Raw genomic sequence first — 26,703 nt, 5'->3', positions numbered from 1 at the left:
ACCGCCCCCGGTGTCCGCGGCGCGCGCAGCGCGGCGGCCCCACACCCCTGAGGAGCCCCGCATGACCGCCTACGGCCCGGAGACGACCTTCGACAACCTCATCGGGGGCAGGTGGGTCCCCGCGCAGCAGCGCCGGGAGAACATCAGCCCCTCGGACACCTCGGATGTGCTGGGCCGCTTCGCGCGCGCCGGCGCCGAGGACGTGGAGGCGGCGATCGCCGCCGCCCGCGCGGCGCTGCCGGACTGGTCCTACGGCACCGTGCAGCGGCGCTTCGACGTGCTCGACACCGCGGGCACCCTGGTGCGCGAGCGCGCGGACGAACTGGGCGCCCTCCTCGCCCGCGAGGAGGGCAAGCCCCTGGCCGAGGCACGGGCGGAGGCGGTGCGCGCGGCCCAGCTGCTGAAGTTCTTCGCCGGCGAGGCGCTGCGCAACACGGGCGAGGTCGTCGAGTCCGTGCGCCCGGGGCTCACGGTGGAGATGACGCACGAGCCCGTGGGCGTCGTGGGCGTGATCACGCCGTGGAACTTCCCGATCGCCATCCCCGCCTGGAAGATCGCCCCGGCCCTGGCGTTCGGCAACACCGTCGTGTTCAAGCCGGCCGAGCTCGTGCCGGCCAGCGCGCACGCGCTCGTCAGCATCCTCGTCGAGGCCGGGCTGCCCGCCGGTGTGCTCAACCTCGTCATGGGCTCCGGGCGCGTGGTGGGCGACGTGCTCTCGCACTCGCCGGAGGTGGACGCCGTGACGTTCACGGGCTCCGCGGCCGTGGGCGCCGGTGTCATCGCCGCCGCCACCGCCTCCGGGGCCAAGGTGCAGGCGGAGATGGGCGGCAAGAACCCCCTCGTCGTGCTCGGCGACGCGGACCTGCCGGCCGCGGCCGATGCCGCCGTCAACGGCGCCTTCTTCTCCACGGGGCAGCGGTGCACGGCCTCGAGCCGCCTCATCGTCACCGCCGATGTCCACGACGAGTTCGTCGACCTCGTCCTCGAGCGGATGGGGCGCCTGCGGGTGGGAGACGCCCGCGACCCCGAGACCACGGTGGGCCCGGTCGTCTCCGCCGAGCAGCTCGAACAGGACCGCGCCTACATCGACGGCGCTGCGGCGGAGGGCGCCACGGTCCACGGCGGCCACCGGGTGCAGGCAGACGCCGAGGGCTACTTCCTGGCCCCGGCCCTCGTGACCGACACGACGGAGGAGATGACGATCAACCGCGAGGAGGTCTTCGGCCCGGTCGCCAGCGTGATCCGGGTCGCCGACTACGAGGAGGCGCTGGCGGTGGCCAACCGCACGCCGTTCGGACTCTCGGCCGGCATCTTCACCCGCTCCCTGGCACACGCCGCGGACTTCAGGCGCCGGGCGCAGGCGGGCATGGTCATGGTCAACGCGCCGACCGCCGGGGTGGACTACCACGCCTCGTTCGGCGGCCGGAAGGGCTCGAGCTTCGGCCCGCGCGAGCAGGGCAGGGCCGCGCGGGAGTTCTTCACGGTCCACAAGACGGCCTACATCAACGCGGGCGCTCCGGAGTGAGGTGTGCCTACACAGCGGATGGACCGGGCTGGGAATAGGATGAGTGGTCAGACCGTTGGTCGCGGGGCAGGACACGCGATCTCGAAGGCTGGGCAGGGGCGCCCGGCGGGCAACGCTGGAGGGAAGCCATGAACGACCTCGTCGATACCACGGAGATGTATCTCAAGGCGATCATCGAGCTCGAGGAGCAGGGCATCACGCCGCTGCGCGCGCGCATCGCCGAGCGGCTCGAGCACTCGGGCCCCACCGTCTCCCAGACGGTCGCCCGCATGGAGCGCGACGGCCTGCTCGTCGTCGACACGGACCGCCACCTGGAGCTCACGACCACCGGCCGCGAGCACGCGATGTCCGTCATGCGCAAGCACCGCCTGGCCGAGCGCCTGCTCAGCGACGTCATCGGGCTGGACTGGGAGCTCGTGCACGAGGAGGCGTGCCGGTGGGAGCACGTCATGAGCGACCAGGTCGAGGAGCGCCTCGTGGGGCTCCTGGAGGAGCACGCGACCAGCCCGTACGGCAACCCGATCCCGGAGCGCGGCGCCATCGACGCCCCGTACACGCCCTCGGACGCGGTGCCGCTCACCGCGGTCGCCGGCGACGAGGAGGTCTCCGCGACGATCGAGTGGATCGCGGAGCCGCTCCAGGTCGATTCCTACCTGCTGGCCCAGCTGCGCCAGACGGGCGTGGTCCCGGGTGCCGCCGTCGTGTCGAAGGTGCTCGGCGACTACGTGACCGTGGGCGTGCCCGGTGCCGATGACGTGCTCGACCTCCCGCCGGACACCGCCTCCCACATCTTCGTGACCCGCTGAGCTGCGTACCGCGCGCCAGTCACGCCGGAAGCCGCCCGCAGCCCCCGCTCGCCGGGGGAGGCGGGCGGCTTCTGCGCTGTCCACAGCCTGTCCGGCCCGGTTCGTAATCTGTGGGTAACGAATCCGCCGCTGCCGTCAAAGTCTCTCACCAGCGAAGACGCCGCTGTGTCGGTTTTCACAGGAAGATTCTCGTGATCGGATTGTGACAATCGCGTAACCCTCCTATACCGTTGGGCTGTCGGCGGCCATCGCAGCCGACACGGCGACCGGGACGACTCAGGCCCCAGCCCCCCACTCAGCAGAAGCACAAGCAGGCCCACCGTCCTGTGCAATGTGAAGGAAGTAATCCGTGGCTCAGAAGCAGCATGGCCGTCGTGCGGCCGACTCTCGCGTCAAGACCCCCCTCTCGGAGCTCACCGAGGCGCTGAGCGCCAACTCCGGTTCGGTCGGTCGGCGCGCAGCGGTTGCCGTCGCAGCCGGCGGTCTGCTCACCTCGGTCGCACTGCCCACCGCGGCGAACGCGACGAAGTCCGACGATGCCGTCGTCTCCGCGCAGGACTCCTCGAAGACCGCGCAGCCGGAATACCAGGCGCAGGCCGCCACGAAGGTCGCGGCCGCGAAGACCGCCAAGTCCGAGAAGAAGGCCTCCGCCGTCGCCGGCACCGCCGCCGTGGAGAACGTCACCGCGAAGAAGGCCCCGAAGCCCAAGCCCAAGCCCGCCGCGGAGCCCGCGAAGGCAACCGCCGCCTCCGGCTCCGCCGCGGCCCCGAACGGCTCGAAGGCCGAGCAGGTCGTCTCCATCGCCAAGAGCTACGTGGGCACCCCGTACGTCTGGGGCGGCACGAGCCCCAGCGGCTGGGACTGCTCCGGCTTCACCTCGTACGTCTACGGCAAGGTGGGCGTCAAGCTCGACCACAGCTCCGGCTCGCAGCGCAGCGCCGGGCGCACCGTCTCCGCCTCGGAGGCCAAGCCCGGCGACCTCATGTGGCACCCCGGCCACGTCGGCATCTACGCCGGCGGCGGCAAGATGATCGACGCGCGCAACTCGCGCGTCGGCACGGTGCACACCTCGGACTCCTGGATGAGCGACGCGGTCTTCATCCGCGTGCTCTGAGCCCAGCGGTTTCCAAGCGCCCCGGCCCTGTTGGGCCGGGGCGCTTGTGCGTCTGCGGACGTCTGGCTCCGGCGCCTGCGCCGGCGGCCCGGGTCCGTGCCGCGGCCTCTTGCCGCTTCCGCGTGCCGGCCGTACCCCGGCCCTTCGCGGCTGGTCCTGCGCCGCAGTATCGCGCGGGCTTCCTCCGGCCCGGCACCGGAGCCTTGTGCCGCTCTCTCGTAACGGCCGTAACCCCGCACGATGCACCCCGCCCGGGGGACCCGATGACGACGCCCGCCGCGCCGCGTCCATTCGCTTTCGGTAACGAAACGTTATGATTTCGGGAGCGTGCTCGGTGTCTCCGGATGGACCTCGTCTGCCCGACACGCCCGGGAGTTCGGGGTGGAGTGCCGTTCTCACCAGTGCCGACACGCGCAGTCGTCATAATCCGGTCGGAGTTTTGTAACGGGAATGTGACATTCGGGTGCGCCTTCGTTACCGTGGACGGAGCCCCACACACGCAACAGCGAAGGATGACCTGTGCCTGATTCTCAGCAGCACGGCCGCCGGGCGGCGGCCACCCGAGTGAAGACCCCCCTGACCGAACTCACGGAGTCCCTGAGCGCCAGCTCCGGGACCGTGGGCCGCCGAGCGGCGGTCGTCGCCGCCGCGGGCGGACTCCTGGCCTCGGCGAGCCTGCCGAGCATGCTGGGCGAGCACGGCGGCGATGCGGTCGTGGCCAGCGAGTCGCAGCCGGCCGGCGCCGCGGACTACGAGGCCCAGGCCGCCACGAAGGTCGACAGCACCCCCGCCAAGGCGGAGAAGTCGCAGGCCGCCACGAGCACCTCGCTGGTGACCGCCGCGAAGGCCCCCAAGCCCAAGCCGGCGCCCGCCAAGGCGAGCAGTTCCTCGGCCCCGCAGGCCAGCGCCCAGCACTCGACCGCCGAGCAGGACAGGAAGTCGTCGACGAAGAAGTCCTCGAAGTCGTCGTCGAGCAAGTCGTCGGGCAAGTCCTCGAAGAAGTCCTCGAAGGACGCCCCCGTCCCCAGCGGGTCGAAGGTCCAGCAGGTCATGGCGCTGGCCAAGAGCGGGCTCGGCACCCCGTACGTCTCCGGCGGCACTTCGCCGAGCGGCTGGGACTGCTCCGGCTTCACCTCGTACGTCTACAAGAAGGTGGGCGTCCACCTGCCGCGCACCTCGGGCGGCCAGGCCGGGGCGGGCAAGGCGGTGTCGAAGTCGAACGCGAAGGCCGGCGACCTTATCGTCTCGCCGGGCCACGTGGGCATCTACGCGGGCAACGGCATGATGTACGACGCCGGCAACCCCCGCGTCGACACGTCGAAGCGCTCCATCGACTGGATGGTCTCCGCCGGCGCATCGTTCCGCCGCGTGCTCTGAGGCGGCCCGGGCCGGCGGGGCCGCGCGCGCCGCGGCCCCTTCATCCCAGGCCATCGGCCCACCGGGCCGTCCGCCGCACCTGATCGTCCTCCCTTCCGGCCCACCGGCGCCGGTCGTCCAGCGGGCCCGAGCCGACTTGGGCCCGCTGCTGCGCGCCCCGGGGCCGGTCGCTTGACGTGGTGAACGGGGGCCTGCGGGCAGGCGAATTCTGCCGCCCGCTGTGCCCTGGCCCGGTGACGGGGGCGCCCGCGCGGGCTATGGTGGGCCCAGGCCCAGCGGGGCTGGGCCCTGGCCGAAGGGAACGCGCATGTCAGCACCCCGCCCCATGTCGGCTCGCCGCCCGCACAGTCGCGGCGCCGAGTTCATAGCCGCCTCACCCACTCCCGCCACGGGCGCCGCACACAGGTGCGGCGCCCGTTCGCGTCTGCGCGCGGCCCGGCCGCACGGTGCGCAGGCCCGCCCGCCTGCGGTGGCCACCGCACGGGGAGCGGGGCTGTGAAGACCCTCGTCCTCAACGCGGGCTTCGAGCCGATGTCCGTCGTCTCCTACCGCCGCGCCATCGTCTTGGTCCTCGCCGGGCGCGCCAGCGTGCTCGCCGCCTACCCCGGGGTGCGCGTGCGCAGCGCGGTGCGCGAGCTCGACTGCCCCTCCGTCATCCTCCTGTGCCGCTACGTCCGCCCGCCCCACGGGCGCACCGCGGCCCTGTCGCGCAGAGGGGTGCTGCGCCGCGACGGCCACCGCTGCGCCTACTGCGGGGCGGCCGCCGGGACCGTCGACCACGTGCTGCCGCGCTCGCGCGGGGGCGCGAACTCGTGGGAGAACCTCGTGGCGTGCTGCCGGGCGTGCAACAACCGCAAGGGCGATCGGACCCCCGAGGAGATCGGCTGGCGGCTCGCCCGGGCCCCTCGCGCGCCGCACGCCGGGCGCTGGTGGCTGCGCGACCTCGACGCCCCCGCGGAGCAGTGGCGTCCATTCCTCGACTTCCGCCGTGCCGCATGATGGCCGCGGGGTGATCTGGGCCGCGGGGCTGAGTAGGGTTTGGGTAGCGGGGCAGGCAGCCTCGTTCCGCCCACCCGCGTGAGGAGACGCCATGGCAGAGGAACGCGCAGAACCCCAGGTCGCCGATCCGCAGGCGATCATCGTCGGCATCGACGGCTCCCGGGCGAGCCGGAACGCATTGGCGTTCGCGATCGGCGAGGCCCAGGCGATGGGCCGCACCATCCGACTCGTGGGCGCCTACACGATCCCCAGCGTCGCCGCGGCCACCATCGACGTCTCCTACGTCCCCATCGACGACTCCGCGGTGCGCGCCGCCGTCACGGCCTCGCTCAAGGAGGCCGCCGCCGAGGTGCGGGCCGCGGGCGTGGGCGTCGAGGCCGTCATCGAAATCGGCGATGCCGCCGGCGTCCTCGTCGAGGAGTCCCGGCAGGCATCGCTGGCGGTCGTCGGCTCCCGGGGGCGCGGCGGGTTCGCCGGCCGCCTGCTGGGCACCGTGTCCTCGGCGCTGCCCGCCCACAGCCTGGCCCCCACGATCGTCGTCCCGGTCTCCTGGTCGCTCGACGGCCAGCGCCGGCCCGAGGTCTCGTCCTCCCAGCCGGTGCGCAGCGCCCGCGGGGCGGACTTCGAGCAGGGCGGGGACGGGGAGACCTATCCGGGGCTGGACTTCTCCGGCTCCGTCGTCGTGGGCATCGACGCGCTGGGTAAGGACTCGCCGGCGCTGTGGGCCGCCGCGGAGATCGCGGTGCGCCGGGGCACGCCGCTGCACATCGTGGGCGTCATCACGACGACGGTCGTGGGCCCCGAGTGGCTGCCGAGCGCCAGCGACATGAAGCGCTTCGTCGACGAGGGGGCGGACAAGATCGCGCTCGCCGCGGCGGCGGTGGCGCAGCAGCACCCGGAGCTCACCGTCGACTGGACGCTGTTCGACGGGCAGCCCGCCGAGGTGCTCGTGCGCGCCTCCGACACCGCGGACATCCTCGTGATCGGCTCGCGCGGGCGCGGCGGCTTCGCCGGCCTGCTGCTCGGCTCCACCTCGCAGTCGGTGCTGCCCTACGCCAAGTGCCCGACGATGGTGGTGCGCGCCAAGCGCGAGGGCTGAGGCACGCCACCCAGCGGGACGCTCCGGCGGATGGCCGCCGGGGCGCCCCGCTATGTTCCTGAACGGTGTTCTGGCCTTTCACAGGAGCGACACAGGAAGCGCTATGCCAGGGCATACACAAATGTGGCCGTCCCGTGACCGGCGCGCACTAGACTCGGCAGGGGCCCGCGGCCCAAGCGGCGCGCCGGGACCACAGCACAGGGACCACAGCCAGCGGAGGGTGAGATCGTGAAGTTCATTGGCAGATTCGGGGCACTGGCGGCCGCAGGTTCGGCAGTCGCGCTGCTCCTCACGGGCTGCACCGGCGGCTCCGGGGGCACGGGCGGCGGCGGCAGCGACAGCGGCCACTTCGACGGCGTCCCCGACTCCCTGGCCGAGCGCCTCAACAGCTACGCGGTCCACACGAGCGAGAACTCGAAGCTCGACGCCCACTTCTTCGGCATCACGGGGGCCTCGAGCCTGTCCGAGGCCATGGAGAAGGACATCCTCAAGGCCTTCAAATCAGGCGGCGCCTTCCACGGCCGCCGCGCGCTCGACCCGGCGCTGACGGATCCCGAGGAGCGCTGGGAGGCCCCGAAGTTCATCGAGCAGCCCGGCCAGGGGCCCACCGCGAGCGCGACCGGCCAGGACGGCGCCGGCTCAACCAGCCAGGCCAGCGGCGGCGCCACCGCGAGCAGCACCTCGGGCGCGGGGAAGGGCAAGGAGCAGAAGGTGACGGCCGAGAACTCCGTCGTGGCGGCCGGCGGGCACTTCCTCGTCTCCCGCCTGAGCACCACGGTGGGCGGCCAGGCCACGCAGCGCGTCTTCGTCACGGACCTGGAGAAGAACGAGACCCAGCCGGGCTCGGCGCTGTTCTCCGATGCCCAGAAGTACGGCGCGGACCAGGTGGGCGCCATGACCGTGGACGACAAGGCCCTGCCCGTCGTCGACGGCAGCGCCGTGGACAAGGGCGACCTGTCCGACCTGGGCACCCAGGTGCGCCAGGCCATGGGCGAGGACCTCCAGCTGCCCAGCGACGACAAGAGCTACGAGCCGGACTACTCCTGCGGCCTGTTGCCGTGCGTCGCCGTGACCTACGACGACGGGCCCGGCACGCCCCAGCAGACGAAGGAGCTCAAGGGCTACCTCAAGGACGCGAACATCCGCGCCACGTTCTTCCAGATCGGCACCAACGTCAAGCAGTACCCCAAGGCGAACAAGGAACTGCTCGACATGGGCAACGAGGTGGAGAACCACAGCTGGAACCACCCGCAGCTCAGCCGCCTGAGCGGGTCCAAGCTCGCCCAGCAGCTGGACCGGACGGACAAGGCGCTCGAGGCGGCCGGGGTCCCGAAGTCCACGATGCTGCGCCCGCCCTACGGCGCAACGAGCGCGGCGGTCGACAAGCAGGTCGACAAGCGCATCATCCAGTGGGACGTCGACACGCTGGACTGGAAGACGCGCAGCACCCCGAAGACCGTGAAGACGGGCACGTCGATGTCGCAACCGGGCTCGGTCATCCTCATGCACTCGATCCACGAGCCCACTATCAAGGCCGCCCCGCAGCTGTACAAGAACCTCAAGGCCAAGGGCCTCTACCCCGTGACCAGCGGCTACCTGTTCAAGGGCCTGCCGTTCGAGGCCCACGGCGAGTACTTCTGCCGCGGCTACCGCTCCGCCATGTGCTCGAACCCGGAGCACCCCATGGTGGAGAAGGGCAAGGCGAAGGCCAAGCCCGCCCCGGAGGACTGAGCCGCCCGCGGGCGCCCATCGGGCCGGTCGGCGTGCGGGTGCCCCACGGGGGCCTAGAGTGGGCGCAGTATCCCCGCTCTCCGGAAGGCCACCCGCGAACACTCCCGCCGCCGGCCGCTTCAGGCTCACGCCCATGCGCCCGCGCTCGCCCCACGAGCAGGGGCGCACCGCCAGCACGCTCGAGCTGGTCTTCGACCTCGTGTTCGCCGTGGCGGTCTCGAATGCCTCGTCGAACCTGCACCATGCGATCGCCGAGGGGCACCTGGCCGACGGCCTGGCCCACTACGGGATCGTGTTCTTCGGGATCTGGTGGGCGTGATGAACTTCACGTGGTTCGCCACCTCGTTCGACACGGACGACTGGTTCTACCGCCTCATGACGATCGGGCAGATGAGCGGGGTCATGGTGCTCGCCGCCGGCATCGCCCCGGCCTTCGAGCACAACAGCTACACCGTGCTCATCGGCGGCTACGTGGTCATGCGCATCTTCATGGTCGCGCAGTGGCTGCGTGCCTCGCGGTGCGGCGGCGCGGCCGGCCGGGCCGCGCTCGTCTACGCCGTGGGCATCTTCGCCACCCAGGTGCTGTGGGTGCTGTGGCTCCTGCTCCCGGAGAGCCCGTTCCGGACCCCGCTCTTCCTCTCGCTCATCGTCGTCGAACTCCTCGTGCCCGTGCTCGCCGAGCGCGTGGGCAGCACGCCGTGGCACCCGCACCACATCACGGAGCGCTACGGGCTCTTCACCCTCATCGTCCTGGGTGAGAGCCTGCTGGCCAGCACGAACGCCCTCATCGAGGCCAATGAGGAGGCCGAGGCCGTGGGCAACCTGATCCCGCTGGCCGCCATGACGCTGCTCATCACCGCGGGACTGTGGTGGGTGTGCTTCTGGCCCGTCCACCACCGCACCATCATGTCGATGCTGTCCTCGACCCTGTTCGGCTACGGCCACTACTTCGTCTTCGCCGCGGCCGGTGCGCTGTCGGTGGGCATCGAGATCGACATCGACTCCGCGATCGAGGGCGGCATCTCGGAGGGCACCGCGGGCTTCGCCGTGGCCATCCCCGTGTCCGCGTTCCTCCTCTTCGTCTGGATGACGGCCTTCCGCGGCAGCGCGGACGCGATCGTGAGCACCGCGATGGTGACGGCCGCCGCGCTCATCCTCCTGGCTCCGCTCGTGAGCGCGCCGATCTTCACCACCGTCGTCATCCTCGCGGCCCTCGTGGCCGTGCTCGTCATCCGCCGGCCCATTCCCGCAGCCCGGGCGGAGTCCGGCGCACCCGCGCACGGCGACGGCCCCTCCCCGGAGCTCGCCGGCCGGGAGTGAGACGATAGGGGCAACCGCACTCGCCGTCCGAGGGGATCGCCCATGAAGTCCGCCCTGCTGCCCACCGTGCCCACCGGCGCCCAGCGCCTGCTGCTCACGGGCGCCACGCTCATCGACGGCACCGGCGGTGAGCCCCTGCGCGACGCCGAGGTGGAGCTCGCCGACGGCCGCATCGTCTACGCGGGCCCGCGGCGGCCCGCCGAGGCGGGGGCCGGGGCGGGCGCGTCCGGCGCCTCGGACGCGCAGCCCGCGGGCGCCTCGGGCGCGGCGGCCGGCGGCGTTTCCGGCGCGGTGCGCACGGTGGACCTGGCCGGGCGGACCATCCTGCCCGGCTTCATCGACGCGCACGTCCACCTGGGCCTTGACCTCGAGGACCAGCTGGCCAACCTGCGCCGCTTCGACTCGGAGCGCACGTTCCGCGCCGCCGTGAACGCGCGCAAGACCCTCATGGCCGGTGTGACCACCGCCCGCGACCTGGGCGGGGTCGACGCGGGCTTCCGCGATTCCATTGCGGCCGGACTCATCCAGGGCCCGCGCCTGCACATCGCGCTCGTCCCGCTCTCGCCCACCGGCGGCCACGGCGACCACCACCTGCCCAACGGCACGGAGACCATGAAACTCGGCGCCGTCGATCCCATCATCGACACCGACGACGATGTGCGCCGCACCGTGCGCCTGCTCATCCGCTCCGGCGCCGACGCCATCAAGGTGTGCACGACCGGCGGCGTCTCCAGCCCCTCGGACACCCCGGACGACGTGGGCGTGCCCGCCGAGCACGTGGCGCTCATCAAGGCAGAGACCGCCAAGCGCGCCGGTCAGCCGGTCGCCGCGCACGCCCAGGGGGCCGAGGGGATCCTCGAGGCGCTGCGCGGGGGCATCGACTCGGTCGAGCACGGCTACGGGATCGACGACGAGGGCATCGAGCTCATGCTCGCCCAGGGCACGTTCCTCGTGCCCACGCTCTCGTCCGCCCTGCGCGTGCCGGACCCCGCGCTGGTCCCCGGCTACCTCTACGAGAAGAAGGTGAAGTGGTCCGCGATCGCCCGTGAGCGCGTCGCCGCCGCATTCGCCGCCGGGGTGAAGGTGGCGCTCGGCACCGACGCCGGCATCTGCCCCCACGGGGTCAACCTGCGCGAGGCCGCGCACGCGGTGGAGCTGGGCCTGAGCCCCATGCAGGCGATCGTCGCGGGCACCTCGAACGCCGCGCAGCTGCTGCGCCTGGCCGATGACCTGGGCACCGTGGAGGAGGGCAAGCTCGCCGACCTCATCGTCGTCGACTTCGACCCGCTGGCCGACATCGACTCGCTCGCCGAGCCGGACAACGTCAAGGCCGTCATCCAGGGCGGGGCACTCGTCAAGGACACCGCCGACTGGTTCGGCTTCGCTCCCGTCCGCCCCGCGCTGGGCTGAGCTCGGATGGGCGCGGGGGCAGACACCGCGGGTCCCGGCGGGCGCGGTTCTCAGGCGGTGCGCGGCACTGAGCCGGCACGCGGTGCCGAGCTGGCGCGCTGGCGGGAGCTGTGCGCGGCGTACCCGGACCTGAGCGCGCAGCTCGCGGGCTTCCGCTCGGGCCGGCTCGACCCGGACGAGTTCGCCGCCGCCTGCTCCGCCGCCGCCGAGGTCTACGACCCCATCGTGGGCGCGTTCCTCGAGCGCTGCGGGGCATCCCACTCCTGCGGTGCCGGCTGGGACGACCTACGCCACGGTGAGACCGGGGGCGTCGGCGGGAGCGAAGCCGGGAGCGCGAACGAAGGCGCGCTCGGGGGCGAGGCGGCGCGCGCGGGTGAGCCGGGCGCCCTGGCGGGTGCGCGGCTGGGCGTCAAGGCGCTCATCGCGGTGCGCGAGGCCGTGCCCACGGGGCAGAGCCGCGTCTTCGACCCCGCCTTCAGCGCCGGTGCGGATGCCGCAGTCGTCGCCCGGCTGCGCGCGGCGGGAGCGGGGATCGCGGGGACCACGACGATGGCCGAGCACGCCGCCGGCCGTCCCGATCCGGCGCTCGACTTCCCCCTGCCGCGCAACCCCTGGGACCTGGGGTGCTGGCCCGGCGGTTCGAGCTGCGGCACCGCGATCGGGATCGCGCTTGGTCTCTTCCCCGCCGGCCTCGGCACGGACACCTCCGGCAGCTGCCGGATCCCCGCGGCGTTCTGCGGGATCACGGGCCTGCGCCCCACGCACGGTGCGCTGCCCGTGGACGGCATCCTGCCCGCCGCGCCCAGCCTGGACGTCGTGGGGCCCATGGCGCGCAGCGCCCGCGACTGCCGGCTGCTCTTCGACATCATGCGCGGCGGCCCCGGGACCGCCAGTGCCGCGGCCGGCCTGCCGTCCGCAGCCGCGCCCGAGGGGCGCGCCGACGGCGGGCCGGCCGGCTCCTCGACCGCGGACGGTGGCGGCACAGCCGCGCAGGCGGCGGGCCCTGCTGCCCGGACCGGAGACGGTGCCGCAGACCGGCGCATCGGGGTGCCGGCCGCGCTGCTCGACGATCCGCGCATGGCGCCCGCGGTCGCAGAGGCCTTCCGGGAGGCGCTGCGCGAACTCGAGACGGCGGGGGCGATCCTCGTGGAGGTGCCCGCCCCGGACATCGACGCAATGATCGGGCTGACGCTGCTCGTCATGGTGCGCGAGATGTACGACTCCCACCGCGCGACGCTCGGGCCCCGGTGGCACGAGTACGGCCGCTCGTTCCGCAGGCTGGCCGCCCTGGGGGCGTTCGTGGACGATGCGGCGTACACGGCGGCGCTCGCTGCGGGGAAGCGGGCGGGCGGGGCACTCGAGGCCCTGTTCGCCGAGGCGGGACTGGCCGCCCTGGCACTGCCCACGTGGCCGCAGCCCGCGCCGCCGTACACGTTCGCCGGCGGGACCCCGCAGGACGACTGGAACCTCACCGCCCCGGTGTGCATCACGGGCCACCCCGCGCTCGCCCTGCCCATGGGCCTCGTGCCGGAGGGGTCGCCGGGCGCCGGACTGCCCGTGTCCCTCCAGCTCATCGGCGCCCGCGGCGGGGAGGACGCGATCCTCGCGCTGGGCGAGGCGTTCCAGGAGCGCACGGCCCACCACCTGCTGGTTCCCGTGCTGGACCCGGGCGCCGCGGCGCCGCCGGTGGGGGATCCGGATGCGGGTGTCGGTGCCGGCGCCACCGAGCCGACCGTGGGCGGCGATAGGCGCGGATCTAGTGGCGAGTCTGCGGCGCAGCGGCTCGTCGACGTTCTGACCGCGGCGGGCCTGCCAGTCGACTACGATGACTGTCGAACCATCATCCCCCTGGCGGCCGCGCTGTCCGCGCCTTCCGCCTCAGCCCCCGGAGCGTCTTCTCAGACGTGATCGTCTTTTCGCAGGAGCGCCATGATCGCCGATTTCACGGCCGACCGCCGAGCCACGCGCCGGGGCTTCCTGGCAGGGGCTGCCGGTGCAATTCTGGGCGGGTTGTCCTTCCTGGCAAGTCAGGAGCCGGCAGCGGCGGCCGGAATGAGAACAGCGACGGCGGTCAGTGCGCTGCGGGGTCCCACGATCTTCTCCCACCGCGGAGGCGCCCTGCGCTATGCCGAGGAATCCATGGCGGGATTCGTGGCATCCGCGGAGGCGGGCTTCTGCCCGGAGATGGATATCCAGTTCTTAGCGGACGGTGCACCGGTTCTCTGCCATGATTCGACCGCCGATCGGACAATGATCGGTGTCTCCGGGCCGATCGATGCGCTCACGAGTGCGCAGTGGGCTGCGGCCACGATCCGCAATCCCTTCGGCGCGCCGCAGCCGGCCGTATTCTTCGCAGAGGTGCTCGACCGCCTCGCGGCCACCACCACCCTGGTTCCGGAAATCAAGACCGGCTGCTCGAGCTCGGACGTCGATCGGGTCATCGCCATGATCAAGCAGCACGGGGCCGCGGCCTCGGTGCTCGTGCAGAGCTTCGACTATGCGATCTGCCAGCGCGTCCAGCGAGCGGGCATTCCCACGCTCTATCTGATCCAGGGCAGCGTTCCCGCCGGTTTGGTCGCACGGCTGAAGAACGATCGAATCGGATGGCTCGGACCGTCTAGGGCAACCCCGCTTGCACAGCTGGAAGCGGTCATCGCGGCGGGAATCAAGGTGGCACCGTACACCGTGAAGAGCCCCGAGGAGGTAACGCGGCTTCCGAAGGGAGTTGCGGCCTATTTCGCGGATGATCCCTGGACGGCGCAGACGAGGACCCCCGCCGCGGTCAGCCCCAAGCCCGACCCTGCGCCGAAGCCTCAGCCCAAGCCGAAACCGAAGCCCAAGCCGAAGGCCAAGGCGAAACCGAAGCCCAAGCCGGTGAAATCGAAGCGCAAGGCGTCGAAGGCTGCCAAGAAACACAAGAACCGGAAGAAGCGGCACACGGCCAGAAGGCCGAAGAAGCGGGCAGGCACGCTGGGCGGCTCGTAGGGCAGTCAGTGCCCCAGCAGTCTCGGAGGGCGGTGCTGCGGTCGGCTTCTCTTCGGTCACTCGCCCCGGCCGAGTGCGCTAGCGGATCCGCCGCTGCAACGTCGGGCGGCGTGGGGACGTGAGACGGGGCCTGCGACACGGGGAGCGCCTCCGAACGGAACCGGTTGCGTGTTCCGGTGCCGACCGGGGGCTCCATGGGCCCCCGACGCTTTCAAGGTGTCCCGAATCGCCCGCCTAGCGTGTTCATTTCGGTGGTGCCCCCGGCGCGATTCGAACGCGCGACACCCGCTTTAGGAGAGCGGTGCTCTATCCCCTGAGCTACGGGGGCAATCTGCCTGCGCGCTCGCAGCGCCGCCCAGACGGGGTTGGCATTGCGAGCCGCGCGAAACAGCCTGCGCCATCGTATCAGGAGGCCCGGCGCCGATCCGCGGTCCGCACAGCAAGGACGGAGCGGAGGGCGTGGCAGGCAAACAGGTCGTCATGAACACCATGTTCCCCCGGCGCTAGGCCCACATAAATCCGCCCGGCCCACGGTGCGGCAGCCGCGGCCGGAGCGCCACGGCCGATAGTGTCGTGTCCGTGGCATATGCAGATTCCTCACCGACCGTCAGCGCGTCGATTGCCGCGTGGAAGGAACAGGCCGCCAGGCTCGGCGGCCGCGACACCATGCTGCAGTACCGCGACTCCCGCGACGGCTCGATCGACTTGAGCGGGGCGCACCCCTCCGGTCTCGCGCAGCTGCTGGCCGGGCGCTCGACCCGCCTGTCGAGCCTGGTCCGCGACCCGGACCTGCTCGCCGATGCGCGCCGTCGCGCCCGCTCGATCCGCCAGAAGGCCGAGCAGCTGAGCTACGAGCGCGGCATCACCGCAGCCCACCTCGCGATCGGCTTCGCCACCTGGTCCGAGGATGCCGACGGCGGCCGTCGCGAATACGCCGCGCCGATCCTGCTGCGCCACGTGCGCCTGGTGCCCCGCGGCTCCCGCGTCGAGGACTTCGAGATCGCGCTCGCCGACGACATCACGGTCAACCCCGCCCTCGTCGAGTTCCTCGAGCGCGCGCACGGCGTACGCATCGACGTCGACGAGTGGGTCGCCGCCACCGGCTTCTCGCACGGCTTCGACCCCGCCCCCGTCTACGAGCGGCTGCGCGCCGCGACGAAGTCCGTGCCCGGGTTGCTCGTCAACCAGCGCCTCGTCGTCTCCACCTTCGCCAACCTCGCCACCCCGTTCACACAGGACTCCGTGCCCGCCGAGCACCCGGTCATCCGAGCACTCGCCGGCGATGCGGCCGCCCGCCGCGCGCTGGGCACCCCCGCCGCCGAGGCGCAGGCTGGCTTCGGTGCGCAGACTCCGGTGGCCGAGGAGCCCGCCGATGCCGGTGCGGCAGAGGCCGATGGGAACTCGGCCGCTGCGCACGAGGCCGAGGTCCGGTCCGACAGCCCGGAACCGGCCGGGGGCACTGCGCTGACCGACGATGCTGTGGTCACCGATGGGACTGTGCGTGCCGCTGACACCGCGCCGGCCGAGGCCGCGGCACAGAGCGGTGCACGAGCGGGTACGGCCGCCGAGGCGCGCGAGGATGCCCCCGCCGACGACTCCTCCCATGGTGGAGCAGCCGCCGAGGATTCCGCCCCGGCCGCCCCCGCCGATCCCGTGCGCACCGACAGCGGCCTGCCCGCCGATGGGGTGAGCGTCGCCTCCGCGGCCGAACAGCGCGAGGCCGACGAGGCCAAGGCAGCCGCAGTGCGCCCGGCCGACCCGACCGCGACCAGCGAGTCACGCGCTGAGCGGGACGACGCCCCCAGTGCGGCCGGAGCGGCCGATGCCGGGGCCCCGGAGTCCTCCAACGCCGCGGCCGACCTGGAATCCGCGGACGCCGATGCGGAGGCGTCCGAGCGGACGAAGTCCGCCGGTGCAGCCGGCGGTTCGGACCGGCCCAGTGACGCCGGCAGCCACGCAGTCGGCACACCCCGAGCGGATGCGGAGACCGCCGAGACCGCAGACGGCGGCCCTGCCCGCGAGGACGAGGCGGAAGCGGACAAGGCGGATCGCACGGTGCCGGATGAGACGGCGTCCGAGACGGTCATAGATCCCGCCGACGGTGCGGTCGTCGATGCCTCGGAAGAGGTCGAGTTCCCCACGGTCGCCGAAGCGCAGCGCACCACGAGCACCGAGCTCATGCACGTCCAGCGCGGCGAAGCGGATACAGTCGGCGAGCCCGCCGAGACGGACCGTGCCATTGCCGGCACTGCCGCTGCCGGCCATGCCGACGATGCGGGCGCCGACAATGCGGACCCCGATGAATCGGACCCCGCAGCAAGCGACGCCGCCGCCGCTGGTGAGGGCGCAGACGAGGACGAGCGCGCCTCGGGCTCGGCCCTGACGACCGCCCGCCCGCGCCGCCTGCTGCCCCCGCGCACGGACGTGGGCTCCAAGCGCGCCCAGCGCGAGCCAGAGCCGCCCGCAGCCGCGCGCATGACGGTGCTCAACCCCGAGCCGCTGCCCCTGCCCGACCGGCTGCCGCAGGAGGAGTTCCTCGCGATCGACGTCGACGGCGATCAGCAGGCCGTCATCGACGCCGCGCTCGAGGGCACCTCGCTCGTCGCCCACACGCCGCCCGGCACGGGCGCCACGCAGACCGCCGTGGCGCTTGCCGCGGCGCTCGCCCACACGGGCCACAGCGTTCTCTACATCGCCCAGAGCTCCGATGTGCTCGACGAGTTCTCCGAGCGCCTCGCCGAGGCCGGCCTGCCCGACTTCGCGGTGGACGGGCGGGCCAGCGCGGGAGAGCTCAAGCAGCGGCTCATCTCGCTCATCAGCGCCGCCGAGCGCGCGAAGCGCCCGGAGCTCGGGGATCTTCTCGCAGACCTCAACGCCCAGCGCGAGACGCTGCGCGACCACGAGCACGCGCTGCACCGCGTCCGCGAGCCCTGGCACACGTCCGTCTACGACACGATGGAGAAGCTCGCGGAGCTCACCGGGGGAGACCCCGGCCCCTCGACAGGCGTGCGGCTCTCCGCGCAGGTCATGGGCCTGCCGGCCGAGGAGCGCGCGCAGCTGCGCGCGGCGCTCGTCGAGCTCTCCGACCTGGGGGCGTTCACCCTGGGCACGGAGGATACCGTGTGGCTGGGCGCCCGCTTCGACTCCGATGAGGAGGCCGAGCGCGCCCGCAGCATCGCCGAGCGCACGGCGCGCCGCGTGCCGGACCTCGTGGCCGCGGTGGAGCCCGTGCTGCGCGAGGCCGGGCTCAACCCGCCGCGCAGTGCCGCCGAATGGAATCGCAGCCTCCATGTGCTCACCGCGGTGGAGAAGACCCTCACGACGCTCAAGCCCGAGGCCTTCACCGTCGACCTCGAGCCGCTCATCGCCGCCACCGGCACAGGGGAGTACCGCCGCGAGCACGGCATCGAGATGGGCTTCTTGGACCGCGGCCGCCACAAGCGCGCCGCCCGCGAGCTCGTGCGCACCGGCGTCCAGACCGACGACCTGCACGGTGCGCTCGTCGCGGCCCGCGATGAGCGCGCGGCGCTGCGCACCGTCTCCGGGCGCGACGGGCTGCCCCGCATGCCCGAGGCGCTCGGCGCGGCCGTGAAGATCTCCGACGACGTGCGCACGGACATCGACGCGCTGCGCCCCGTGCTGTCCCAGACCCCGGACGGCGGGGACCTCGACGCCATGCTCGTCGAGGAGATGCAGGGCCGCCTCGCCGCCCTGGGCGAGGATCGCGAGAGCCTGGCCGATCTGCCGCGGCGCACCCGCCTCGAGGAGCGCCTGCGCGGCGCCGGGTTCGGCGAGCTCGTCGACGACCTGCGCGAGCGCCGCGTGCGCCACGCCCTCGTGGGCGCAGAATTCGACCTCGCCTACTGGGCCACGGTCCTCCAGCAGATGGCCGCGGAGGACTCCCGCGTGGGCGGTCACGACGGCGAGCGGCTGCACGCCGCGGCCGAGGCCTTCGCCGAGGCCGACAGCCGCTACGTGGCCGCCGGCGCCGAGCGCCTGCGCTACAGCCACGCCACCGGCTGGAAGCGCGCGATCGCCGAGTACCGCGAGCAGGCCGAAGCGATCCGGGCCGCGCTGCGCTCGCGTCACCTGCACGTCGACGAGCTCAGCTCCACCGCACCGGACGTCCTCAAGGCGCTCGCCCCGGTGTGGATGATGAGCCCGTTCCAGGTCCCCGAGTACTTCGTCGACGCGCCCCTGTTCGACACCGTCATCCTGGCCGATGCCAACCGGCTGTCCGTGCCCGAGGTGATCCCCGCCATCGCGCGCGCCGCCCAGGTGATTGCGCTCGGCGATGACCACCTGCTGGGCCCCCGCGAGTTCTCCGTGGCCGTGGACCGCCGCGGCCAGCGAGAGGCCGAGGACCCCAGCGTCTTCGTCGAGCTCAGTCGCTTCCTGCCCGCCTACCGGCTGCACACGAACCACCGGGTGAGCCCGCAGAGCCTCACCGAGCTGGCCAATGAGCAGTTCTACGCCTCCACCCTGCGCAGCCTGCCCACGGCGCACACCCACGAGGGCTCCGGGCTGGAATTCGCCTATGTGCCGGATGCGCTGGGCGCCCCCGACAGCGCGACGGGGCAGGTGGAGAGCCCCGACGCCGAGGTGCGGCGCGTCGTCGACCTCGTGCTGCGCCACGCGCGCACCCGCGCCCGCCAGTCGCTGGCGGTCGTCACCCTCACCCCGTGGCACGCCCAGCGCGTGGCCGCCGGCATCCAGCAGGCGATCCGCGACTACCCCTACGTCGCCTCGTTCTTCAACGACTCCGGCCGTGAGCCGTTCGTCGTCACGGACGCCGAGCAGGTGCAGGGGATCGTCCGCGACGCCGTCATCTTCTCCCTGGGCTACGGACGCACGCTCCAGGGCCGGGTCGTCTACAGCTTCGGGGCGCTCTCCCAGCCCGGCGGCGACCGCCTGCTCGCCACCGTCGTCACCCGCGCCCGGCGCAAGCTCACGGTGGTCAGCTGCTTCGAGCCCGGTGACTTCGACCGCGGGCGCCTGCACCACGGTGCCGCCGTCCTGCCCGACCTCCTCGCCGCGGCCGCCAGCGGTCTGCCGAGCGCCGGTGCGCGCGCCGAATCGGCTGCAGCCGATCCGCTCATGGGCGATATCGCCGAGCGCCTGCTGCGCCGCGGCGTCGCACCGGTCGAGGACTACCGGGGCATCGACCTCGCGCTGCCGGTGGGCGGGACGGAGGACCAGGGCATGGCCGTGGCCGTGGAGGGCGACGGGCGAGCCTACAGCGGCCTGCCGAGCATCCGCGAGCGCGAGCGCCTGCGCCGCTCCGCCCTCCAGCGCCGCGGCTGGACCTACCTGCGCCTGTGGTCGACCGACGCGTTCGTGGACCCGCAGGGCGAGGCCGATCGCATCTTCGAGGCGTGGAGCGAGACCGTGGAGCGCCGCTCCCCGGAGGCCGTCCTCAGCGCCGCCCGCGCCGCCGCGGTGGTCGTGGGCCGCCAGGGCGCCCGGCCCAAGATGACGCCGGGGCTCTCCCTGCGCGCCTATGAGGAGTCCGACCTCTTCGCGATGCTCGACTGGATCCGCTCCGACGGTGTCTTCCGCGATGGACCGGAGCTCGCCGAGCAGCTGAGCCAGACCCTCGCGCTCAAGCGGCGCGGTCCGGAGGCCTCCGCCGTCGCCGAGGTCGTCGAGCGCTACCGCTCTCGCAGCCACGCGCGCCGCGCCGATCCCGCGGCCGACGGTCCCGCGGGGGAGGTCGCCCAGGCCCGGGAAACGGATTCCGAGCGCGCGTCTGCCCGGCCCGTCATCAGCCACGAGGACGTCATGCCGAGCTATGACACGGGCATGCTGCGCGATGACGAGATCATCGACGCGGGACTGCGGCCGGCGGAGACCGACGAGGATGCCGAGCGCCGGGATCGCAACCGCTCCGGACGGGACTGAGGCCGGATGGGCACCCTGCCGGGCGGCGCCGCGCACAGCGATGCCGACGCTGCCGGGGCCGCTCAGGGCGCCGGAGACGCTGGGAGCAGCGCCGAGGAGCACGCTGCCCAGCGGCGCGAGGCCGAGCGGCGCGAGCGCCTGCGGCGGGCCGTCGAGGCCTACCGGGCGACAGTGCGCAACGAGGCCGCCCCGGATGCGCCCGCCCCGCGATCCGGTGCCGGCGCCAACGACGAACGGCTGCTGGGCGACCGGCCGCCGCACTGGCAGCCCAAGTCCCCGCTGCCGCCCGGCTAGGAACGCACCGCTCTGCCCGGGACGTGGGCGGGCCCGCCGCCGGGCCCGCGGGTTCCGGCGAATGCGCCGGGCTGCGGTGGCGCGCACTCGGGTCTGCGTGGAGTGTGCGAACGCCTAGGCGGTGAGCGCGCAGACATCTGCACTGAACGCACGAAGGGCCGGCTCCGTGGGGAGCCGGCCCTTCGTGCGTCGCCGTCCGAGCGGCGCGGGGTGTCTCAGTGGCGCGGGGGAGTGCCGCCCTGATCGACGATCGGGGTGCCGGGGGTCTGCTGGCCCACGTGGGGGGCGACGCCGCCCTGCTGCTGTGCGGCGAGCAGGTCGCGGATCTCGAGGAGCAGCTCCTCCGAGGTCGGCGGCACCTCCTCGGCGACCTGACCGCGGGCGCGCATCTCGTTGAACTTGTTCATGGGCAGCACGATGACGAAGTAGACCACGGCGGCCACGATGAGGAAGTTGATGACCGCGGTGATGACGGCGCCGAAGTCCAGGAACGTGGCGTCATTGCCGGGGCGGATGGCGAAGCCGAGGCCGCCCATGTCCGCAGCGCCGAGCGAGGCGATGAGCGGCTGGATGAGCTTGTCGGAGATCGCGGTGACGATCGCGGTGAACGCGGCGCCGATGATGACCGCAACGGCCAGCTCGATGACATTGCCGCGCAGAATGAAATCCCTGAATCCCTTGAGCATGCGGGAAGTCCTTTCGGATTCGGGGAATGGCTCCCCTCGTATATATGCGATACCACTTTAAACCATAATCCGCGCAATTCCGCGCCTGTGCCGCAGACACGCCCGTGACGTGCGCCGCATACGCCCGTGCGCGACTCGGCGCACTCGGCACTAGGAGGTGGACCAATGGCGGGGGCGTGGCTGTCGCGGTACTGGGTCGGGGCGACGGGTGCCGAGTTCTGAGTGGCGGCTGCCCTGTTCAGTGCGCCGGGCGCAGTGCGCTGGGCGCAGTGCGCTGGGTGCCGTGCTCAGTGCGGTGCGCTCTGCGCTCAGTTCAACAGCGCGAATCCCAGCCCCGCACCGGCGGATGCCGCGAGGGCGGCCGCCCGCTTGGCCGGCACCGCGAGCGTGAGCACGGTGGAGGGGCCGCCGGCCAGCGCGGAACCGGCATCGCGCTTGACCGCGGCCACCACCGCGTCGTCGACGAGCGCACCGTCCGATGCCCCGGGCAGGGCGTCGGAGCCGCCGTCGGCTGTGCCCTTCTGCTCCGCGGTCGAGTAGATGCGCACGTGGTGGCCGGGGCGCAGCACGGATGCGGCCGCCTCATCGGCCACGGAGACCGGCACGAGCACCTCGCCCGCCGCGGCAGGCTGCGCCCCGGGCGCCAGCAGGCCCGCATCCGTGATGGGCGAGCCGGCGCCCAGTGCGCCGCCGGCGGTGCTGCCCACCAGGTCCTGGGCGCTCGCGTGCGCACCGGTGGGCACGAGCTCGGCGGGATAGCGGCGCACCTCGACGTCCCCGGCGGCCAGCTGCGTGCCCGACGCGATGTCGTGGGCGGCCACCGCCACCGCGGTGCCCGCTTGGCGCGGGATAGCGAGCCAGGCGATGAGCGCGACGGCGGCTCCCAAGCACAGCGCCGCCGCAATGCGGCGCTGGGGGCGCCCGCGCAGTGCCGGGAGGGCACGCGGGAACGGGAATCTCATGGCCTCAGCGTGGGGTGCCCGCGGCGGCCGGGTGCGCGGCCGGCCCGGCCTGTGCACCGTCGCGGCGGAGTGTGCGCGTCTGTGACCCCGGCGCGGCGAGGCTGTGACCCCGGGGTAGGGAGGCCGTACCCCGCAACGGAGCGGCCGTGGCCCGAAACGGCAGAGGCCCTGACTGCCCACCGCCGCCCCGGCGGGCAGTCAGGCGGGGGTGCCGGAGGGCGTCGCCCGGCCGCCGGAACCAGCGGAGGCCGGCGCGGCGCCGGCCTTGCCACCGCCCGAACCGCCGGCACTGCCCGATCCGCCCGCACCACTCGACGCACCGGCGCCTGAACCGGAGCTCGCGCCACCGGATTCCTTCGCCGTGCCCGCTGCGCTACCGGCTCCCGCGGAGTCCCCGGAGCCGCCGTGGGCCGAGTCGCCACCGCCCGTGGAACCGGAGCCGGAGCCCGAGGCGCCGTGGCTGCCTGCAGAGGAGCCGGACTTCCCGGAGCCCGATTCCGTGTGGTAGAAGCCGGAGCCCTTGAACGAGACCCCCACATTGCCGAAGACCTTGCGCAGCGGCCCGCCGCACTTCTCGCACGTCGTGAGCGCATCGTCGGTGAAGGCCTGGTGGATGTCGAAGGCGTTGCCGCAGTTCTTGCAGGCGTAGGAGTAGGTGGGCATGGCCGCCTTTCGTGGTCTCGTGCGAAGCCGTGACGAGTATAAGCGCTGGCCTATGCGCGAAATTCCTGCCGCCCGGCCTCCGTGAGCGCGGCCCCCGCGCGCAGGTCCCACGGTGCCCGCGGCAGTGCGTCGACCACCTCCGCCGCCCGGCAGGCCCCGGCGACGCGCAGCCCGGCGGAGCGCAGCCGCGCCAGCAGCGGGCCCGCCCCGCCATCGGGTCCGAACGTGCGGTCGTAGAAGCCGCCCCCGTTGCCCAGCCGCATCCCCGCCCGGTCGAAGGCCAGGCCCGGGACCAGCAGCGCGGTGGACGGGGCGGGGGAGGCGAGGAGCGCCTCGGCGGCGGTGTGCGTGGGCGCGGGCTCGCGGATCTGCCAGCGGCCGGCGCGCGGGAGACCCTCGATGGGCCCGTCCAGTGCGCCGAACCCCAGTGCCCGCCCGGGCCGGGCAATCGGCAGGAGCACGCGCACCCCGCGGGAGCGGGCGGCCTCGAGGGCGGCATCGACGCAGGGCTCGAAGGGCAGCGCCGCGTAGGCGATGAGCGTCTGCGCGCCTGCCGCCCAGGCCGTCACGTGGGCGCTCAGCTGCGCATCGGCCAGCGCGGCCCGCGCCGGCGCCGTGGAGCGGCGCGCGGCGCGCACGCGGGCGCGCAGCTGCGCCTTCTCATCTGCGGCACAGTCGGGGGACATGCGTTCACCTTAGAATCGGAGCATGGACAACGAACAGCGAACCGCCGTGCGCAAGGCCGTGATCCCCGTAGCCGGGCTCGGAACGCGCTTCCTGCCCGCGACGAAGGCCACGCCCAAGGAGATGCTGCCGGTGGTCGACAAGCCGGCCATCCAGTACGTCGTGGAGGAGGCCGTGGACGCCGGCCTCAAGGACGTCCTCATGATCACCGGGCGCAACAAGCGGCCGCTCGAGGACCACTTCGACCGGGTGGACGGCCTCGAGCGGACCCTGGCGAAGAAGGGCGACGAGGAGAAGCTGGCCGCCGTCCAGCACGCCTCGGAGCTCGCCGACATCCACTACGTGCGCCAGGGCGACCCGCTCGGGCTGGGCCACGCGGTGCTCAAGGCGGAGCTCCACGTGCGCGACGAGCCTTTCGCCGTGCTCCTCGGCGACGATCTCATCGATGAGCGCAACCCCATCCTGCCCACGATGATCCGCGTCCAGGAGGCCACCGGCGGCTCCGTCGTCGCGCTCATGGAGGTGCCCCCGGAGACCATCAACCTCTACGGCTGCGCCGCGGTCGAGCAGACGGACGTCGAGGGCGCCGTGCGCATCACCGGCCTCGTGGAGAAGCCGGATCCCGCCGATGCGCCCTCGAACCTCGCGATCATCGGCCGCTATGTGCTCAGCCCCGAGATCTTCCCGGTGCTCCACGAGACGAAGCCCGGCCGCGGGGATGAGATCCAGCTGACCGATGCGCTTGAGGCCCTCGCCCAGGATCCGGACTCCCACGGCGTCTACGGCGTCGTGTTCTCCGGCGACCGCTACGACACGGGCGACAAGCTCAGCTACCTCAAGGCCGTCATCACGATCGCGGGGCGCCGCGATGACCTGGGCGAGGACCTCAACGCCTGGCTGGCCGACTACGTCGCGGACCGGCGGGCGTGAGCACCGGCAGCTACTCCGGCGGCGGCGACGACGAGGCGAGCGCCCCGCGCGTCCTCCTCGTCGTCTCCAGCACCGCCGTGCCGTTCCCGGTGCGCTCCACCGCGCGCGAGGTGCTCGAGGACCACGGCTACGACGTCGTGGAGACAGTGCTCGACGACGCCCAGGCCCAGCTGGCCGACCTCAGCCCCGCCGTGGTCGCCGGCTTCGAGCTGTGCGCCGTGGTGGGCGGCCTGACGGTGGGCCCGCAGCCCGATGTCGCGGACGCGCTGCGCTCGGTGCTCACGGCGCCGCTGCCCGGGGTCGTCGACATGCTGCGCGGCGTGCAGGTGGAGACCGGGTACGCGCGCGCCGTGTTCGAGTCCCCGGCCGCGGGGTGGCTGGGCGGCGCGCTGGCCGTCACCCTCCCCGCCCAGCGCGAGGTGCTGGCGGAGTCGCTCGCGGAGCTTGTCGCCGCGCACGCGGAGGTCCGCGGGTATGCCTCCGAGCACCCCTCCGCGTTCGAGGTCGTGCCGCCGGGCGCGGAGACCGCCGCGGACCTGCCGGAGGACGAGAACCGGCCCGACGCAACGATCCTGCGGATGCCGCGGCCCACCGCGCCGCCGGACAGTCCCCTCGTCTGAGGCGGGCGTGGCTGATGGAGCCGGCCGCGCGGTCGCAGTGGGCGGGCCGTGATGGAGTGGCCGATCACCCTGGCGCACGGGCCGCTGCGCCTGCGCGCCCTGGCCCGCTCCGACGCGGCATCCTACGCGGAGGTTCGGCGGGCCAACCGCGACTGGCTGCGGCCCTGGGAGGCCACGAGCCCCGATCCGGACTACGCGCTGCCGGACTTCAAGCGCCTGCGGCGCCTGCTCGACCGGCAGGCCCGCCGCGGCGCCCTGCTGCCCCTGGCCATGGAGGTCGACGGCGCGTTCCGCGGCCAGCTGACGGTCAGCGGCTTCCAGTGGGGCTCCCTGCGCTCCGCGGCGCTGGGCTACTGGATCGACCGGCGGGTGGCCGGGCAGGGCCACACGCCGGTGGCGGTGGCGCTGGCCTGCGACTACTGCATGTTCCACCTGGGGCTGCACCGGATGGAGATCAACATCCGGCCGGAGAACGCGGCGAGCCTGCGCGTGGTGGAGAAGCTGGGCCTGCGCGATGAGGGCCTGCGCCGGGACTACATGCACATCGACGGCGCCTGGGCCGACCACCGCAGCTTCGCGGTCACGGCCGAGGAGGTGCCCGGCGGGCTGCTGCCCCGCGCGCTCGGCCGCTGAGCCGCCCGCCGGGGCCGCTTGCCCGCCCTCACGGGCCGCCGAGAGCGGTGACAGCCGTGGTGGCCGGGGAAGTTTATGGGCCACTTTCATGACACACCCGATGTGATCCGATCGTGACCTGCGCGGCCCGCATATCGTTGTCGTGTGGACACAAGCATCACCATCGTCATCGTCGTCGCCGTGCTGTTCGCGTTCACCCTGCCCGCGCTCCTGCGCCGTTGGGATCCCGCGGCCGCCCAGCCCGCGGACCGCCACACCCTGCCGGACACCGCATCGCCCGTCACGGCCCGCACCCCGGGCGCCTGCCGCGGCAGCGCCAACGCCCCCGGCATGGCCACCGCACCCCCCGGCAGCGTCCGGCTGCCCGCCGCCCCTGCCTTCGCCCAGGAAGCCCCCGCCCTCTCCCTGCGCCGCGAGCGCGCTGCGCTCGCCGTCGTCGCAGGCGAGGCCGGCATCGCGGCCGCCGAGGCGCGGGGCGAGTCTGCGCGAACCGAATCCGCGCCTACCGAAGCCGCACGTCCCGAGGCTGCGCAGGCGGAGTCGTCGCTGGCCGAGCCCGTGCTGGCCGAGCTGCCGCTCGCCGCGGGCCAGGGAGCCGCGCTGCCCCCGCTCACGGTGCTGAGCTCCGGCCCGGTGGCCGCCGCACCGCGCGGCCCGAGCTCGCCCTCCGGTACCGCGCACAGCCCCGTTGCCTCGCACGGCCCTGTTGCCTCGCACGGCCCTGCTTCTCCGCACGGTCCTGGTTCCTCGCTCGGCCCCGATCAGCACAGCCCGGTCTCCTCGCACAGCCCGGACACGCACCGCCCCGACCACCGCCGCCCCGCGCCCGCCGCCCCGACGCACCCGATGGATGCCGCCATGACTGACTCACGCTCTCCCCGCCCCGCCCGGCAGGCCCGCCCCGCGAGCGCCCGCCGCCCCGGCCCGGCAGGTGCGGCCGCGGCCCGCCGCCCTGCTCCCGCCG

The 26,703-nt window shown here is 73.3% G+C and carries 21 protein-coding genes, 1 tRNA gene and 1 pseudogene; 18 read left to right on the top strand and 5 right to left on the bottom strand.

Features of this window, described 5'->3' with window-relative positions:
• The first annotated feature begins 61 nt into the window (after positions 1–61).
• The 12 genes from GSY69_RS08360 to GSY69_RS08310 all read left to right on the top strand — a co-directional run bounded on the left by GSY69_RS08360 (position 62) and on the right by GSY69_RS08310 (position 14,366).
• On the top strand, positions 62–1,525 hold the full coding sequence (locus tag GSY69_RS08360) for an aldehyde dehydrogenase family protein (protein ID WP_160953407.1): 1,464 nt from the start codon (positions 62–64) through the stop codon (positions 1,523–1,525).
• Positions 1,526–1,653: 128 nt separating this feature from the next.
• Positions 1,654–2,331 carry a metal-dependent transcriptional regulator gene (locus GSY69_RS08355; protein WP_160953406.1) on the top strand — a complete coding sequence of 226 codons (678 nt, stop codon included), beginning with the start codon at positions 1,654–1,656 and terminating at the stop codon, positions 2,329–2,331.
• 349 nt (positions 2,332–2,680) lie between these two features.
• The gene (locus tag GSY69_RS08350) at positions 2,681–3,445 is read left to right on the top strand and encodes a C40 family peptidase (protein ID WP_160953405.1); all 765 of its coding nucleotides are present in this window, start codon (positions 2,681–2,683) and stop codon (positions 3,443–3,445) included.
• A gap of 519 nt (positions 3,446–3,964) precedes the next feature.
• Positions 3,965–4,822, top strand: a complete 858-nt coding sequence (locus GSY69_RS08345) for a C40 family peptidase (RefSeq protein ID WP_328698814.1) — start codon at positions 3,965–3,967, stop codon at positions 4,820–4,822.
• Between the two features lie 495 nt (positions 4,823–5,317).
• Positions 5,318–5,821, top strand: a complete 504-nt coding sequence (locus GSY69_RS08340) for an HNH endonuclease (RefSeq protein ID WP_160953404.1) — start codon at positions 5,318–5,320, stop codon at positions 5,819–5,821.
• A gap of 91 nt (positions 5,822–5,912) precedes the next feature.
• The gene (locus tag GSY69_RS08335) at positions 5,913–6,920 is read left to right on the top strand and encodes a universal stress protein (protein WP_160953403.1); all 1,008 of its coding nucleotides are present in this window, start codon (positions 5,913–5,915) and stop codon (positions 6,918–6,920) included.
• 228 nt (positions 6,921–7,148) lie between these two features.
• Entirely contained in the window at positions 7,149–8,651 is a 1,503-nt protein-coding gene (locus GSY69_RS15190) for a polysaccharide deacetylase family protein (protein ID WP_160953402.1), read from the top strand.
• A 133-nt stretch (positions 8,652–8,784) separates the two neighbouring features.
• Entirely contained in the window at positions 8,785–8,970 is a 186-nt protein-coding gene (locus GSY69_RS14955) for a low temperature requirement protein A (protein WP_268892190.1), read from the top strand.
• Positions 8,970–9,971, top strand: a complete 1,002-nt coding sequence (locus tag GSY69_RS08325) for a low temperature requirement protein A (protein WP_268892189.1) — start codon at positions 8,970–8,972, stop codon at positions 9,969–9,971. The genes GSY69_RS14955 and GSY69_RS08325 overlap by 1 nt, the downstream gene beginning before the upstream one ends.
• 42 nt (positions 9,972–10,013) lie before the next feature.
• A complete protein-coding gene (locus GSY69_RS08320) occupies positions 10,014–11,381 on the top strand; it encodes a metal-dependent hydrolase family protein (RefSeq protein WP_160953401.1) in 1,368 nt (455 codons plus the stop codon).
• Between the two features lie 6 nt (positions 11,382–11,387).
• Positions 11,388–13,289 carry an amidase gene (locus tag GSY69_RS08315; RefSeq protein WP_160953400.1) on the top strand — a complete coding sequence of 634 codons (1,902 nt, stop codon included), beginning with the start codon at positions 11,388–11,390 and terminating at the stop codon, positions 13,287–13,289.
• 21 nt (positions 13,290–13,310) lie between these two features.
• Positions 13,311–14,366 carry a glycerophosphodiester phosphodiesterase gene (locus tag GSY69_RS08310; protein WP_160953399.1) on the top strand — a complete coding sequence of 352 codons (1,056 nt, stop codon included), beginning with the start codon at positions 13,311–13,313 and terminating at the stop codon, positions 14,364–14,366.
• A 252-nt stretch (positions 14,367–14,618) separates the two neighbouring features.
• On the opposite strand, the gene GSY69_RS08305 is transcribed toward GSY69_RS08310, so the two are convergent.
• Positions 14,619–14,694, bottom strand: a tRNA-Arg gene (locus tag GSY69_RS08305).
• Between the two features lie 251 nt (positions 14,695–14,945).
• On the opposite strand from GSY69_RS08305, the gene GSY69_RS08300 reads away from it, so the two are divergent.
• Positions 14,946–20,267, top strand: coding sequence for a DUF4011 domain-containing protein (locus tag GSY69_RS08300; protein WP_160953398.1), 5,322 nt, complete (start codon positions 14,946–14,948; stop codon positions 20,265–20,267).
• A gap of 6 nt (positions 20,268–20,273) precedes the next feature.
• On the top strand, positions 20,274–20,561 hold the full coding sequence (locus GSY69_RS08295) for a hypothetical protein (protein WP_160953397.1): 288 nt from the start codon (positions 20,274–20,276) through the stop codon (positions 20,559–20,561).
• Positions 20,562–20,776: 215 nt separating this feature from the next.
• On the opposite strand, the gene mscL is transcribed toward GSY69_RS08295, so the two are convergent.
• From mscL to GSY69_RS08275, 4 genes are all read right to left on the bottom strand, one after another.
• Positions 20,777–21,247 (bottom strand): large conductance mechanosensitive channel protein MscL, encoded by a 471-nt coding sequence (gene mscL, locus GSY69_RS08290; RefSeq protein WP_160953396.1) that lies wholly within the window; start codon positions 21,245–21,247, stop codon positions 20,777–20,779.
• Between the two features lie 308 nt (positions 21,248–21,555).
• The gene (locus GSY69_RS08285; protein WP_160953395.1) at positions 21,556–22,209 is read right to left on the bottom strand and encodes an SAF domain-containing protein; all 654 of its coding nucleotides are present in this window, start codon (positions 22,207–22,209) and stop codon (positions 21,556–21,558) included.
• Positions 22,210–22,407: 198 nt separating this feature from the next.
• A complete protein-coding gene (locus GSY69_RS08280; RefSeq protein ID WP_160953394.1) occupies positions 22,408–22,872 on the bottom strand; it encodes an FmdB family zinc ribbon protein in 465 nt (154 codons plus the stop codon).
• A 50-nt stretch (positions 22,873–22,922) separates the two neighbouring features.
• Positions 22,923–23,558 (bottom strand): 5-formyltetrahydrofolate cyclo-ligase, encoded by a 636-nt coding sequence (locus GSY69_RS08275; RefSeq protein ID WP_160953393.1) that lies wholly within the window; start codon positions 23,556–23,558, stop codon positions 22,923–22,925.
• 22 nt (positions 23,559–23,580) lie between these two features.
• On the opposite strand from GSY69_RS08275, the gene galU reads away from it, so the two are divergent.
• The 4 genes and pseudogenes from galU to GSY69_RS08255 form a co-directional block, all read left to right on the top strand.
• The gene (gene galU / locus GSY69_RS08270; protein ID WP_160953392.1) at positions 23,581–24,486 is read left to right on the top strand and encodes a UTP--glucose-1-phosphate uridylyltransferase GalU; all 906 of its coding nucleotides are present in this window, start codon (positions 23,581–23,583) and stop codon (positions 24,484–24,486) included.
• Positions 24,483–25,106, top strand: a complete 624-nt coding sequence (locus GSY69_RS08265; RefSeq protein ID WP_160953391.1) for a hypothetical protein — start codon at positions 24,483–24,485, stop codon at positions 25,104–25,106. Before galU ends, GSY69_RS08265 begins: the two co-directional genes overlap by 4 nt.
• A gap of 51 nt (positions 25,107–25,157) precedes the next feature.
• On the top strand, positions 25,158–25,739 hold the full coding sequence (locus tag GSY69_RS08260; protein ID WP_160953390.1) for a GNAT family N-acetyltransferase: 582 nt from the start codon (positions 25,158–25,160) through the stop codon (positions 25,737–25,739).
• A 144-nt stretch (positions 25,740–25,883) separates the two neighbouring features.
• Positions 25,884–26,703 (top strand): annotated as a pseudogene (locus GSY69_RS08255) (hypothetical protein); the annotation flags it as partial.

This window comes from Brevibacterium rongguiense (assembly GCF_009857845.1).
Classification (GTDB): domain Bacteria; phylum Actinomycetota; class Actinomycetes; order Actinomycetales; family Brevibacteriaceae; genus Brevibacterium; species Brevibacterium rongguiense.
Note: the sequence above shows the minus strand (reverse complement) of the source record. Positions and strands in the feature narration are given on the sequence as shown.